Origin of the sequence: Aeromicrobium phragmitis (assembly GCF_003674095.1) — a bacterium.
Lineage (GTDB): Bacteria > Actinomycetota > Actinomycetes > Propionibacteriales > Nocardioidaceae > Aeromicrobium > Aeromicrobium phragmitis.
On the sequence record NZ_RDBF01000001.1, the window covers coordinates 75238 to 87711 of the forward strand.

The following is a 12474-nucleotide window of genomic DNA, read 5'->3' on the forward strand; positions in this document are numbered from 1 at the left end:
CTCAACGCCGCAGGTCGGCGAGCACCTTCGTGACGACGCGTTCGAACACTTCTCGGTTACGGTCCCGCGCGTCGGCGCTGAGGGTTCGCGCGCGCGATTTGACCCGTTGAACCTGAGTGGCGTCGAGGCGCGGCGGATTCGCCGATAACCGGGTCGAGCCGAGGAAGTGCGTGGTGATGAGCCCCGGCCACGGCACGACGTCCATGTCCGACGTGCGGGCGTGCCGGCGGACGGCTCGCACGTTGTCCAGATCCCACTCGCCGGTGATGATCGTGACCACCGCGGGGTCGTAGCGGTCCAGATCCTGTGCGTGTCGCATGCTCTTGACCTGCACGCCCCGCACCTGTCGGCGCTTCATGTCGAGAACGAGGAAGTCGACGTTGCACCGGCCCGCGAACATCTCGAACTGCGGCGGGGCCGGCAGCACCAGCAGCGAACGGTGGCGCGCCGTGAGTTCGAGCAGGGCGATCCCCGCGTCGATCTCGGTATGCATGCCGACGAGCAGGGGCCGTTCGTCCTCGGCGAAGTAGTCCACACCGGGTTTGCCCCGGCGGAGGTAATAGTCGAGGCCACCGGTGCCGAGGTTGAGCCGCGTCTTGTCCGGGTGATAACCGTCCATCCGCAGGTCCCCGGTGAGCACCTGCGCCCACTCGTTGCCGAACGCACCGCACATGCCGTGCCAGTGCCGGTACTGCCACAGCGGCCCCGCCGACTCGTGCAACTCGTCGCCGGTCTCCTCGCCGATCTGCGTGATGCGGTCGACGATGCCGCCGTAGCCCGCGACCGTCCAGGCGTTGTAGTGCGTCAGGCGTCGGGACACCTCGGCATGGGGCAGGACGGCATCGTGGGCGAGGACGTCGTGGAGGAGCTTGCCCCGCTCGACTGCCGCACGATATGCGGGCATCAGCAGGGAGCGGTGGTCGGCTGGCATCCGCGGGGCGGCAGGGGCGTCGCGGCGGTAGTGAGCGGCGAAGTCGGCGAATTTCATGAGCGTTCCAGGGTCGAGAGCTTCCGAGCAGCGTAACTCGATACACGAACGCATCGAGGGGTTTTCCCCAAGAATCTGCTGATATCCCCGCGGCCGTGCCGGGACCCTCCGCCCGGATAGACTCGCCTGGTGGCCGACGATCCCGACCCGCTGGCGCTCGAAGCACAGGTCTGCTTCGCGCTCGCCGTGGCGTCTCGCAGGGTGATCGCCGCATACAAGCCGGTGCTCGAACCGCTCGGGCTGACCCACCCCCAGTACCTGGTGATGCTCGCCCTCTGGCAACACGACCGGCTCGGATTGACCGAATTGAGCAGCACGCTCGCCCTCGATCCGGGCACCGTCTCGCCGCTCATCAAACGGCTCGAACAGCGCGGTTATGTCGAGCGTCTGCGCTCGTCCCAGGACGGGCGTTCGCTGGAGATCACGCTGACCGAGCAGGGCCGGGCACTGCGCGAGCAGGCTCTGACGGTGCCGACCACCATGCTGGAGCGACTCGGGATGTCCCTCGACGATCTCGAGCGCACCAACGCCGTGCTGCGCTCCATCATCGACGAATCCCGCGAGGCCGGCTGACCCCGCTCAGTGGAGAGTGAACGGGGCCCACCAGGTCAGGTAGATCCCGATCGCAGCAGGGAGCAGGCCCACGGCTAGCCACAGCACGGAGAACGGCGAGCGCCCCAGAATGACCCGCGTGACGGCCGCGGTCAGCATTCCCGCGAACGCGGTCAACACCAGCATGAGCACGGCTTCGGGGTTCTTGCCGTCCTCGGCGACGTACTGCGCGAGCAGCGGCAGAGCGATGACCGCGTGGATGGCGATCGCCAGGAAGCCGACGGCGGTCACCCGGCGCCGGACGCGGTCGAGCGACTCCAGCTCGTCGGTCACGGACGCCTGAATGCGGTCCTCCGCCATGCTGCCATCCTCGGGGTCGACTGATACTTAGGGTACCAAGCATCAGCAAAGCGCAACCCCCGAGAGGTGCCTCAGCCAGCCGTGACCTTGTTGAGGAAGCTGTAGCTCTCGGTCAGCACGTGCTGCGCTTGGGAGTCGGCGAGGTTGAACTGGAACTCGTGGAAGAGCCCCTTCGCCCAGTACGGCTCTACCTCGACGCCGAGCTGCTTCAGCTTCTTGGCGAATTCCTTGCCCTGAGCGGTGAGCGGATCGTCGTCGCCGCCGGTCACCAGGGTGGGCGGGAATTGGGCGGTCAGGTGCGGCGTCACCGATGCCTGCTCCACCCGCGGATCATTGAAATCCTTGGTGCCGAGGTAGGCCCAGCCGACAGTCCGCACGAACCACCCCATGACGCCGGAGGCCTTCAGCGCCTCGCGTGGATCGTAGGGACCGCTGTGCAGCAGCGCACCCACCACCTGGTCCGGTGAGATCGACGGCTCGACCCCGACCTCCTTGGCGTAACCGGCGTCGCCGAGCATCGCCAGATACTGCGCGGCGATTTGGGCGCCGGCCGAGTCGCCCGCCAGAACGATGCGATCGGTGTCGAGGTTCAGATCATCGGCGTTCTTCTCCAACCACACGATCGCCTTGTCGGTCTGGCGGAGGGGGACCGGATAGTGCGTGTCCGGGCCGAGCGAGTAGTCGATACCGACGGCGGCGTACCCCTTCGCGGCAAGCAGTTTGAGGTACGGAGCGATGTCCGATTTGTCACCGCCAACCCAGCCGCCGCCGTGCACCCACACGATCACCGGCAACGGGTCGGAACCGCGATTGCGCGGGGTCCAGACGTCGAGGGTCTCGTCGTCGCCGTCGCCGTAGGCGAGATCGGTACGTCCGGTGGACTCCTTGTCCGCCTCCGCGGCGTGCTTCTCGTCGACCTTGCCCACCGAGGAGGTGCGGAACAGCAGGTCGATCGCCAGGACGCTCGGACGAGGGCTGAATTGCGCCCAGATCACGACGGCGACGATCAGCGCCAGGACGACGATCAGGATCCGCAAGGTCCAGCGTCCGACGACGCGCAGCACGCTCATGGCAGTGAGCGTAGCGGTACAGAAGGGTCCGAAAGCTCAGAGCCCCAGGCCGCGTCCCACGATTTCCTTCATGATTTCGGTCGTGCCGCCGTAGATCGTCTGGATGCGCGAGTCGAGGAACGCCTTGGAGATCGGGTACTCGCTCATGTAGCCGTAGCCGCCGTGCAGCTGCAGGCAACGGTCTGCCGTCTTGGTCTGCAGTTCGGTGGTCCACCACTTACCCATCGCCGCGTCCTCGACGGTGAGCCGGCCGGCGTTCAGCATCTCGATCGAGCGGTCGACGAAGACCTGGGCGATCTGCTGCTCGGTTTCGAGCTCGGCCATGAGGAAGCGGGTGTTCTGGAACTTGCCGATGGGACGGCCGAACGCGTCGCGGTTCTTGACGTAGTCGAGGGTCATGTCGAGCATCGAACGGCAGGCTGCGGCGGCCACGACCGAGATCGTCAGGCGCTCCTGCGGCAGCTTCTCCATGAGATAGATGAAGCCGTGCCCCTCCTGCCCGAGGAGGTTCTCGCGCGGGACGCGCACGTTGTCGAAGAACAGCTCGGCGGTGTCCTGGGCCTTGAGGCCGATCTTGTCGAGGTTGCGACCGCGCTCGAACCCCTCCATTCCCCGCTCGACGGCGATGAGCGAGACGCCCATGGCGCCGGCATCAGGATCGGTTTTGCAGGCGACGAGGACGAGGTCGGCGAGGATGCCGTTGGAGATGAACGTCTTCGAGCCGTTGAGCAGGTAGTGGTCGCCGTCGAGCTTGGCGGTCGTCTTGATGCCTTGCAGGTCCGAGCCGGCGACCGGTTCGGACATCGCGATGGCGGTGATGAGCTCCCCGCTGCAGAACTTGGGCAGCCAGCGCGCCTTCTGCTCCTCGCTGGCGTAGCTCAGCAGGTAGGTCGACACGAGGTCGGTGTGCAGCGCGAAGCCCACCCCGCTCGCGCCGATGCGGGTGAGCTCCTCCTGAAGGATCGCGTTGTACCGGAAGTCGCGGACGCCGCCGCCCCCGTACTCCTCGGGCATCATGAAACCGAGCAGCCCCAGTTCGCCGGCCTTCAGCCACACCTCACGCGGCACGATCGAGTCGGCCTCCCACTGCTCGTGGTGTGGCGCGATCTCCTTCTCGCAGAAGGCCCGGACCGTCGCCCGGAAATCGTCGTGCTCGGCCTCGAAGATCGTGCGTTCCATGGCGGTGTCCTCACTTCTGAACGGCAATGCCGTCGGCGATCAGCTCGTCGACGTCGTCGATTCCCCACGCGGCGAGCGCCTCGCGGGTCTGTGCTCCCGGCCGGGCCGGAGGCGTGGTCAAGGTGGCCGGCGTGGCGGAGAACCGCGGCGCCGGCGCCGGCTGCATGAGCCCCTCGTGCTCGACGTAAGTGCCCCGCGCCGCGTTGTGGGGGTGGTGCGGCGCCTCGTCGAGCGGCAGCACGGGCGCGACGCACGCGTCCGTCGGCGCGAAGATCTCGGTCCATTCGGCTTGTGTCTTGGTGACGAAGACGGCCGCGAGTCGCTCGCGCAGCGCTCCCCACTGCGCGATGTCGTTGCGGTCCGGCAGGTCGTCGACCCCGTGCTCGGCGAGCGTCGCCTCCATCGCCGCCCAGAACTGCGGTTCCAGGCCCCCGACGCTCATCCAGCGCCCGTCCGAGGTCTCGTAGACGTCGTAGAACGGCGCGCCGGTGTCCAGCAGGTTGGTGCCCCGCCGGGTGTTCCAGGCCCCCGACTGTTGCATGGAGACGATCATCGAGAGCAGGTGCGCGACGCCGTCGGTGATCGCGGCGTCCACGACCTGCCCCTCCCCGCTCTGCCGGGCATGGGTGAGCGCCGCCAGCACGCCGGCGACGAGGTAGAGGGCGCCGCCACCGAAGTCGCCGAGCAGGTTGATCGGCACTTGCGGCGGGCCGCCGGCGCGGCCGATCGGATCGAGCCCTCCGGCCACGGCGATGTAGTTGATGTCGTGCCCGGCGGTGGACGAGAGCGGTCCGTCCTGCCCCCAACCGGTCATCCGCCCGTAGACGAGCCGAGGGTTGCGGGCGTGGCAGTCCTTCGGCCCGATCCCGAGGCGCTCGGCGACACCGGGCCGGAATCCCTCGATGAGGATGTCCGCCGGCTCGACGAGCCGCAGCACCGTATCCCGGCCGCGGTCGGACTTGAGGTTCAGCGCCACGCTCGGGCGGCCGCGGCCGAGGATGTCCCGCTCGGGCGGCGCGACGCGAAGGGCACCTCCTCCGGGCCGGTCGACACGGATGACGTCGGCACCGAGGTCGGCGAGCATCATCGCCGCGAAGGGACCCGGACCGATGCCGACGAGCTCGACGACGCGAACGCCGTGCAACGGGCCGGAAGGTGTGGGCGAGGTCACGGTCACGATAGTGACAGTAACACTGTCACTATCAAAAGCCGAGAGGCGGTCCGTCGCAGCGGCGCCTGCGACGGCGAGACCGTGACACCGGTCGCCGTTCATGTCACACTGCCGATGTCACATTCGCCGGACAAGGAGCGTCCATGCTGTCGAAGCTCGCCTATTCGCGCACCGGGGGCGGGGAACCGCTCGTCCTGATCCACGGGATCGGGCATCGCTGGCAGGCCTGGGAGCCGGTCATCGAGCAGCTGTCCGAGCACTTCGACGTCATCGCGCTCGACCTGCCCGGTTTCGGTGCCTCCCCTGCACTGAAGGAGGCGGGCGTCTCCGCGAGCATGGAGAACGTCCTGCAGGCCGTCGGCGAGAACTTCGAGGAGTGGGGCATCGAGCGGCCGCACGTCGTCGGCAACTCGCTGGGCGGTGCCGTCGCGCTCTACCTCGGAGATCACGGACTGGCTCGCAGCGTCGTCGCGCTGAGTCCGGCCGGGTTCTTCGGGCCGGCGGGCCGGGTGCAGGCCGTCGCCGCGCTGCTCGCGATCAAGCTCGCCGCCTACGCCCCGGACGCGGTACTGCGCCAGGTGTCGCGCTCGTCCCTGGGGCGCAAGCTCGTGGGCTTCCTGCTGTATTCGCACCCCGAGCGTTATGACGCCGACCGGGTGCTGGGGGACGCCCTCTCGCTCAAGCGCAGCCCGGCCTTCTGGCCCACTCTCGTCCGGGCGGTCAACTTCCGCTTCCACGGGGGCGTGCGCGTCCCCACCACGATCGCCTGGGGCACGAAGGACCGGCTGCTCAATCCCAAGCAGGCGGCTCAGGCCCGGCGACAACTGCCTGACGCCGTGCACGTCCCGCTCGTCGGCGCCGGGCACGTCCCGATGGGCGACTGCCCCGAGGAGATCGCCCGCATCGTGCACGAGACCGTCGCCCGCGGCGACCAGGCCGCGGACAGCACGCCCTTCTCCGCGACCGCCTGAGTCCGCGAGCCCGCCGCACCGAGCGGTAGGTGCAGTCCCACGGCGCGGGTTCCGGTCGGACCTCACCTACCGCCCTCGCGAGGCTGGGGGCGGGAAGGTCCCGAGGGCGTCCGTTGTTGAGAAGAGCGTGGAGCTCCACGATTCGACCGTCATCGGCGGCGGCCAGGCCGGCCTGTCGGCGTCGTATCACTTGAAGCGCCGCGGCGTGGAGCACCTCGTCCTCGACGCCAACGCCGACCCCGGCGGCGCGTGGCAGCACCGCTGGCCGAGCCTCTCGATGCACGACGTTCACGGCGTGGCCGATCTGCCCGGCCTCGAGCGTGCCGAAGGAGACGACACTGTCGCGGCCCGCGAGGCCGTGCCCGCCTACTTCGCGACGTACGAGCAGACCTTCGATCTGCCGATCGTGCGCCCGGTCGAGGTGGGCGAGGTGACCGACGACGACGGCATCCTCGTCGTGCGGGCCGGCGAGCGGACCTGGCGGACCCGGACCCTCGTCAACGCGACCGGCACCTGGACGCGACCGTTCATCCCCTACTACCCCGGTATCGAGACCTTCGCCGGCCGCCAGCTGCACACCGTCGACTTCACCCGTCCCGAGGATTTCCGCGGACAGCGTGTGCTCGTCGTCGGAGGCGGGCAGTCGGCCGTCCAGTTCCTCGGCCAGCTCGCCCCGGTCACCGACACCGTGTGGGTGACCCGCCACGAGCCACGCTGGCGGACCGAGGAGTTCACTCCCGAGGCCGGCCGCGCGGCCGTCGCACTCGTCGAGGACCGCGTACGCCAGGGCCTGCCGCCCCGCAGCGTCGTGAGCGTGACCGGCCTGCTGCTGCGGCCGCAGGAGGAAGAGGCCCGTCGCCTCGGAGCGTACGAACGCCGGCCGATGTTCAGCCGCATCGAGCCGGACGGCGTGCGCTGGACCGACGGAACGTTCGAGCAGGTCGACGCCATCCTCTGGGCCACCGGGTTCCGGCACGCGATCGACCACCTCGCACCCCTGCGCCTGCGCAGTCCGCGCGGCGGCATCCAGCTCGACGGCACCACCGCGGTCGCCGATCCGCGCGTCCAGCTCGTCGGGTACGGCCCGAGCGCGAGCACCATCGGCGCCAATCGGGCGGGGCGCAGCGCAGCTATCGGCGTCGTCCGATGGCTGGCCGACGACGCCGCTACGCTCGCCGGATGAGCGAGCCGGGGCTGGATCTCGATGCCGTCCACGCGACGGCGCTCGACCTCGCGCGCGGTGCCGGCGAACTCGCGCGCCGGTTCGCTGCGGAGGGGTACGGCAGCGTCGGCGACATCGACCGGCGGATGGTGCACCACCTCGTCGCTCGCTATCGCGAGCACGGCATCCTCAGCCGCGAATCCGGCCGCCACGGACCGGACGATGCCCGAGTGCAGTGGCTCATCGACCCCCTCAACGGCACGGACAACTACCGCATCGGCCTCGATCTCTACGGCGTCACGGTCGCCGTCCTGCTCGACGATCGTCCGCTGGTCGCGATCGTGCACGACTCCGCGTCCGGCCGCTCCACCTCGGCGATCGCCGAACGCGGTGCGTGGCAGGAGGGACGACGGCTCTCGATCGCCGCACCACGGCCGGCGACGGACCTGACGGTCGCGTGGATCGAGGGCGGCGAGGTGGCGGTGGACGACCCGACCCGGCAGGCCGCGCTCCACATGCTCGAACGCTCGACGCATCGCGTCCTGCGCACCGGTGCCCCCGCTCGTGACTGGGCACTCCTGGCCGAGGGCGGAATCGAAGCGGTCGTCATCTACCGCGGTGAGCCATGGGACCTCACCCCCGGTCGCCTGATCGCCCGCGAAGCTGGTGCCGCGGAGGTTCACCACCGCGAATTCACGATCGTCGGTGAGCCCAGCGCCGTGGAGGAGCTCGCTACCGCACTCTGACCATCACCCGTTGAGTGTGACGTTTCGCAGCCGAAATCGGCTTTTCACCTGCGAAACGTTCCCCCGAGCACTCTGCTGCGCTCCGTGCAGGGAGCCCCCACACTCAGCGCGAAACCCCTTGCCATGCAACTCGTTGCATAGGTACGCTCCGGGACGTGGCGCTCGAACACGCGATCCTCGTGTCGCTCGCAGAGCAAGCGGCGACGGGCTATGACCTCGCCCGGCGGTTCGACGCGTCCATCGGCTACTTCTGGCGCGCCAGCCATCAGCAGATCTACAAGACGCTCGCGCGGATGGAGGCCGACGGCTGGGTCAGCGCGACGATCGAACCTCGCGAGGGCACGGCCGACAAGAAGACGTACGCGATCACCGATGCTGGCCGCGAGGAGCTGACCCGCTTCAGCGCCGAGCCGTCACCGCGCGAGGCGTTGCGCAGCGACTTCGCCGTGAAGCTGCGCGGGCTGGCCGACGTCGCGGCGATCGTCGAGGACACCCGCCGCCGGCGGGCCGACCACGTCGAGCGGCTCGACCGCTACGAGGCCAGCGCCAAGCGCCACTACCCCGATCCCGCGGCCATCGAGGAGCACGAACGCGGCGCCTACTTGGCGCTCCGCGGCGGCATCCTCAGCGAGCGCACGGGCATCGCCTGGTGCGACGAGATCCTCGGTCAGCTCGAGACGCGGAGCGAGCGATGAGCCCGCAAACCGATCACCAGCACGATCACCCCGAAGGTCATCGCCGTGGCGATCAGCACCGCGTGCACCCAGAAGAAGCTTGTCGGAGCGCTCGCCCAGGCGTCACCGGCCCACGCGCGGTCGTCATCGACGATGGCCTTCGCGAAGCGCGGCCAGATCACGATGTTGAAAACGCCGGCGGCCGTCAGCAGCCAGGCACTCGCTCGTCCGATCACCACCCCAGTGTGCCAACGCAGCACCACCCCGCTGAGAGGACCGTGTCATGAAGGCATTCCGAGACCTCGTCGAACGCCAGGTCGCCACCGGCGAGCTGCGTGGCGTCGAGGAGCTGCTGTCCGACGACGTGGTGTTCCGCAGCCCCGTCGCTTTCACGCCCTACCGCGGCAAGGCGATCACCACGGCGATCCTGCACGGCGTGAGCCGGGTCTTCTCCGACTTCCGCTACGTCAACGCCATCGAAAACGGCCGGCACAGCGCCCTGGTCTTCGAGACGAAGGTCGGCGACGTCTCGGTCCACGGCTGCGACTTCATCACGACCGACGAGAACGGGCTGATCACCGAGCTGACGGTGATGGTGCGCCCCCTGTCCGCGGCGAACGCGCTCGCCGCCGCGATGGGTGATCAGTTCGAGCGCATCCAGGCCGAGGCGGCCGCCGCAACGGAAGGCACCCGATGACCAGTTACCCGCATCTGCTCAGCCCCCTCGATCTGGGCCACTCGACGCTGCGCAACCGCGTGATCATGGGGTCGATGCACACCGGCCTCGAGGACCGCGTCAAGCATCTGCCCGAGCTCGCGGCGTACTTCGCCGAACGCGCGAAGGGCGGAGTCGCGCTGTCGGTGACGGGCGGTTTCGCGCCCCACTGGCGAGGATGGCTGTTGCCGTTCGGATCGACGATGACGAGCCGCCGGTTGGCCGACCGCCACCGCCTCGTCACGGACGCCGTCCACGAGCACGACGGCAAGATCGCCCTGCAGATCCTCCACGCCGGTCGTTACGGCTACTCGCCGTTCAAGAAGGGCGTGTCGAGCATCAAGAGCCCGATCACGCCGTTCAAGGTCTCGCCGATGAGCACCCGCGAAGTCGATCGCACCGCGAGCGACTTCGCCAAGTCCGCCGTGCTCGCCCGCCGCGCCGGCTACGACGGTGTGGAGATCATGGGCTCGGAGGGCTACCTCATCAACCAGTTCCTCACCGCCCGCACCAACACCCGCACAGACCGTTGGGGCGGCACCGCCGAGAAGCGCATGCGATTCCCGATCGAGGTCGTCCGGCGTACCCGCGAGTTGGTCGGCGACGACTTCATCGTGCAGTACCGGATGAGCCTGCTCGACCTCGTCGACAACGCCCAGTCCTGGGAGGAGACGGTCGCTCTCGCCAAGGCGCTGGAGGCCGAGGGCGTCGACATCATCAACACCGGCATCGGTTGGCATGAAGCCCGGATTCCGACGATCGTCACGTCCGTGCCGCGGGCGGCGTTCGCCTGGGTGACCGCCAAGCTCAAGGCCGAGATCGAGGTGCCGCTCGTCGCGTCCAACCGCATCAACACCCCGGACGTCGCCGAGGAGATCATCGCGGCGGGGCAGGCGGACCTCGTCTCCATGGCGCGGCCGCTGCTGGCCGATCCCCACTTCGTGGTCAAGGCCGCCGAGGGGCGCGCGGACGAGATCAACACGTGCATCGCGTGCAACCAGGCGTGCCTGGACCACACGTTCTCCAACAAGCGCGCAAGTTGCCTGGTCAACCCGCGGGCGTGCCACGAAACCGAGCTGGTGCTGCTTCCGACACGGCAGGCCATGCGGGTCGCCGTCGTCGGGGCCGGGCCGGCGGGACTCGCTGCCGCTACCGAGCTCGCGGACCGCGGCCACGATGTCGAGCTGTTCGAGGCGCAGGACAGCATCGGCGGGCAGTTCCGACTCGCGATGCAGATTCCCGGCAAGGAGGAGTTCGCCGAGACGCTGCGCTACTACACGGTCCGGCTCGAGAAGACCGGCGTGAAGCTGCATCTCAACCGGCGCGCCACGGTGGAGGAGCTCGCAGAATTCGACGAGGTCGTCCTCGCCACCGGGGTGGAGCCGCGGGTGCCCGATCTACCCGGCATCGACCACCCGAAGGTCGTCACCTACCAGCAGGTCATCGACGAGAACGCTCCCGTGGGCGAGCGGGTCGCCGTCATGGGAGCCGGCGGCATCGGGTTCGACGTCAGCGAGTTCCTCCTGCACGACCCGTACGAGTCGCTGGAGCACTGGAACACCCGCTGGGGAGTCACCGACCCGGAGCTCGAGCGCGGCGGGCTGACCACCAAGGTGCTGGCTCCACCGCGCCGTCAGGTCACGCTGCTGCAGCGCAAGAGCTCGAGCCTGGGCAAGGGGCTCGGCAAGACCACCGGCTGGGTCCACCGCACGACGCTCAAAGACTCCGGCGTGCAGATGGTGCCCGGCGTGATCTACGAGCGGATCGACGACGACGGCCTGCACATCACGGTGCCGGGCGACGGCGACACCCGGGAGTCGCGCGTCCTGGAGGTGGACACCGTCGTGTTGTGCACCGGGCAGGAGTCCGTGCGCGACCTCGTCGAACCGCTGGAGCAGGCGGGGGTGACCGTCCACGTCATCGGTGGAGCCGACGTCGCGGCCGAGCTGGACGCCAAGCGCGCGATCACGCAGGCGACGGAACTGGCCGCCCGCCTCTGACGAGCGTTCCAACGGCCGGGGGCGGGAAACGCTGTCGCGTTCCCCGCCCCCGATCGTCCAGATGTACCGGTCAGAACCAGTGTTTGCGGCCGCCGACGGCGCGGCCCGTGGCACCGAGGATCCAGAGGATGACCCCGACCACCAGCAGGATGCCGCCGATCGTGTAGAGGATGGGGACGTCCAAGATGGCGCCCAGAATGGCGAGGATGGCTCCGAGGATGATCATGAAAAATCCCTTCGTTTGAGTCACGACGTTCCCGCCGCGTCCCTCACGCTAGGACAGGTTGCGCCGTTCCGCTCGTCGAGCGGGTGAGACTGTCCCCACCGCCGTCCATACTCGGGGCATGGCTGAACGCATCGTGCTGCTCCGCGCCGTCAACGTCGGCGGCGCCAAGCTGCCCATGCAGCGTCTCCGCGAGATCGCGGCAGACCTCGGGGCCCGCGACGTCAGCACCCACATCGCCTCGGGCAACCTCCTGTGCACGCCGCCAGGCGATCCGGCCGAGTTCGACCGTGCGCTGGAAGCGCGCATCGAGGCCGAGTTCGGCTTCTTCCGCGAGGCGATCAGCCGTACCCCGGCCGAGCTTCGGCAGGCGCTCGACGCGTATCCGTTCGAGGTCGTCGAGCCCAAGCTCGCACATATCTACTTCCTCGCATCCACGCCGGCACCGGACGCCGTAGCCGACGTGGCGTCGCGCGATCTGGGGCCCGACCTCGCCCAGGTCATCGGTCGCGACCTCCACGTGCGGTTCGCTGACGGTGCCGCCGCGTCCAAGCTCACCGCGCCGTTCGTCGCCCGGGTGCTCGGCGTGCCCGGAACGGCCCGGAACCTCCGCACGGTCGCGGCGCTCGTCGAGAAGGCCGGCGCGTGACCGGCGTGCCCATA

At 69.0% G+C, this 12474-nt stretch carries 15 protein-coding genes; 8 read left to right on the plus strand and 7 right to left on the minus strand.

The window, feature by feature from the left end:
• Position 1: 1 nt before the first annotated feature.
• Positions 2-988 carry a hypothetical protein gene (locus D9V41_RS00335; protein ID WP_121792554.1) on the minus strand — a complete coding sequence of 329 codons (987 nt, stop codon included), beginning with the start codon at positions 986-988 and terminating at the stop codon, positions 2-4.
• 129 nt (positions 989-1117) lie between these two features.
• Here D9V41_RS00335 and D9V41_RS00340 point away from each other — a divergent pair, with 129 nt between their 5' ends.
• Positions 1118-1561: a MarR family winged helix-turn-helix transcriptional regulator gene (locus D9V41_RS00340; protein WP_121792555.1), complete on the plus strand. Its 444-nt coding sequence runs from the start codon at positions 1118-1120 to the stop codon at positions 1559-1561.
• Positions 1562-1567: 6 nt separating this feature from the next.
• Here the strand turns inward: D9V41_RS00340 and D9V41_RS00345 are convergent, their stop codons facing one another.
• The 4 genes from D9V41_RS00345 to D9V41_RS00360 form a co-directional block, all read right to left on the minus strand.
• Complete coding sequence (locus D9V41_RS00345) at positions 1568-1900, minus strand: hypothetical protein (RefSeq protein WP_121792556.1); 333 nt, start codon at positions 1898-1900, stop codon at positions 1568-1570.
• Between the two features lie 71 nt (positions 1901-1971).
• On the minus strand, positions 1972-2970 hold the full coding sequence (locus tag D9V41_RS00350) for an alpha/beta hydrolase (protein ID WP_121792557.1): 999 nt from the start codon (positions 2968-2970) through the stop codon (positions 1972-1974).
• A gap of 36 nt (positions 2971-3006) precedes the next feature.
• Positions 3007-4149 (minus strand): acyl-CoA dehydrogenase family protein, encoded by a 1143-nt coding sequence (locus D9V41_RS00355; protein ID WP_121792558.1) that lies wholly within the window; start codon positions 4147-4149, stop codon positions 3007-3009.
• 10 nt (positions 4150-4159) lie between these two features.
• The gene (locus D9V41_RS00360; RefSeq protein WP_243697096.1) at positions 4160-5326 is read right to left on the minus strand and encodes a CaiB/BaiF CoA transferase family protein; all 1167 of its coding nucleotides are present in this window, start codon (positions 5324-5326) and stop codon (positions 4160-4162) included.
• A 137-nt stretch (positions 5327-5463) separates the two neighbouring features.
• On the opposite strand from D9V41_RS00360, the gene D9V41_RS00365 reads away from it, so the two are divergent.
• The 4 genes from D9V41_RS00365 (at position 5464) to D9V41_RS00380 (ending at position 8894) form a co-directional block, all read left to right on the plus strand.
• Positions 5464-6291, plus strand: coding sequence for an alpha/beta fold hydrolase (locus tag D9V41_RS00365; RefSeq protein WP_121792560.1), 828 nt, complete (start codon positions 5464-5466; stop codon positions 6289-6291).
• A gap of 127 nt (positions 6292-6418) precedes the next feature.
• On the plus strand, positions 6419-7474 hold the full coding sequence (locus D9V41_RS00370; protein WP_121792561.1) for an NAD(P)-binding domain-containing protein: 1056 nt from the start codon (positions 6419-6421) through the stop codon (positions 7472-7474).
• Positions 7471-8199 (plus strand): inositol monophosphatase family protein, encoded by a 729-nt coding sequence (locus D9V41_RS00375; RefSeq protein ID WP_166375840.1) that lies wholly within the window; start codon positions 7471-7473, stop codon positions 8197-8199. The genes D9V41_RS00370 and D9V41_RS00375 overlap by 4 nt, the downstream gene beginning before the upstream one ends.
• A 155-nt stretch (positions 8200-8354) precedes the next feature.
• The gene (locus tag D9V41_RS00380) at positions 8355-8894 is read left to right on the plus strand and encodes a PadR family transcriptional regulator (protein ID WP_121792563.1); all 540 of its coding nucleotides are present in this window, start codon (positions 8355-8357) and stop codon (positions 8892-8894) included.
• Here the strand turns inward: D9V41_RS00380 and D9V41_RS00385 are convergent.
• A complete protein-coding gene (locus D9V41_RS00385; protein ID WP_208006668.1) occupies positions 8867-9109 on the minus strand; it encodes an SCO4848 family membrane protein in 243 nt (80 codons plus the stop codon). The two genes, D9V41_RS00380 and D9V41_RS00385, sit on opposite strands and share 28 nt — an antisense overlap.
• Before the next feature lie 47 nt (positions 9110-9156).
• Between D9V41_RS00385 and D9V41_RS00390 the strand changes: the two genes are divergently transcribed.
• Positions 9157-9570, plus strand: a complete 414-nt coding sequence (locus tag D9V41_RS00390; protein ID WP_121792565.1) for a nuclear transport factor 2 family protein — start codon at positions 9157-9159, stop codon at positions 9568-9570.
• Positions 9567-11588, plus strand: a complete 2022-nt coding sequence (locus D9V41_RS00395; RefSeq protein ID WP_121792566.1) for an NADPH-dependent 2,4-dienoyl-CoA reductase — start codon at positions 9567-9569, stop codon at positions 11586-11588. Before D9V41_RS00390 ends, D9V41_RS00395 begins: the two co-directional genes overlap by 4 nt.
• 70 nt (positions 11589-11658) lie before the next feature.
• Here the strand turns inward: D9V41_RS00395 and D9V41_RS17645 are convergent, their stop codons facing one another.
• Entirely contained in the window at positions 11659-11814 is a 156-nt protein-coding gene (locus tag D9V41_RS17645; protein WP_166375841.1) for a DUF6131 family protein, read from the minus strand.
• 118 nt (positions 11815-11932) lie between these two features.
• Here D9V41_RS17645 and D9V41_RS00400 point away from each other — a divergent pair, with 118 nt between their 5' ends.
• Positions 11933-12460 (plus strand): DUF1697 domain-containing protein, encoded by a 528-nt coding sequence (locus tag D9V41_RS00400; RefSeq protein WP_121792567.1) that lies wholly within the window; start codon positions 11933-11935, stop codon positions 12458-12460.
• Positions 12461-12474 lie beyond the last annotated feature (14 nt).

Bases quoted from the DNA above. Each gene is read 5' to 3' on its own strand.
- D9V41_RS00345 (WP_121792556.1), bottom strand. From the start codon at position 1,900: ATGGCGGAGGACCGCATTCAGGCGTCCGTGACCGACGAGCTGGAGTCG.
- D9V41_RS00350 (WP_121792557.1), bottom strand. From the start codon at position 2,970: ATGAGCGTGCTGCGCGTCGTCGGACGCTGGACCTTGCGGATCCTGATC.
- D9V41_RS00355 (WP_121792558.1), bottom strand. From the start codon at position 4,149: ATGGAACGCACGATCTTCGAGGCCGAGCACGACGATTTCCGGGCGACG.
- D9V41_RS17645 (WP_166375841.1), bottom strand. From the start codon at position 11,814: ATGATCATCCTCGGAGCCATCCTCGCCATTCTGGGCGCCATCTTGGAC.
- D9V41_RS00335 (WP_121792554.1), bottom strand. From the start codon at position 988: ATGAAATTCGCCGACTTCGCCGCTCACTACCGCCGCGACGCCCCTGCC.
- D9V41_RS00400 (WP_121792567.1), top strand. From the start codon at position 11,933: ATGGCTGAACGCATCGTGCTGCTCCGCGCCGTCAACGTCGGCGGCGCC.
- D9V41_RS00395 (WP_121792566.1), top strand. From the start codon at position 9,567: ATGACCAGTTACCCGCATCTGCTCAGCCCCCTCGATCTGGGCCACTCG.
- D9V41_RS00390 (WP_121792565.1), top strand. From the start codon at position 9,157: ATGAAGGCATTCCGAGACCTCGTCGAACGCCAGGTCGCCACCGGCGAG.
- D9V41_RS00375 (WP_166375840.1), top strand. From the start codon at position 7,471: ATGAGCGAGCCGGGGCTGGATCTCGATGCCGTCCACGCGACGGCGCTC.
- D9V41_RS00365 (WP_121792560.1), top strand. From the start codon at position 5,464: ATGCTGTCGAAGCTCGCCTATTCGCGCACCGGGGGCGGGGAACCGCTC.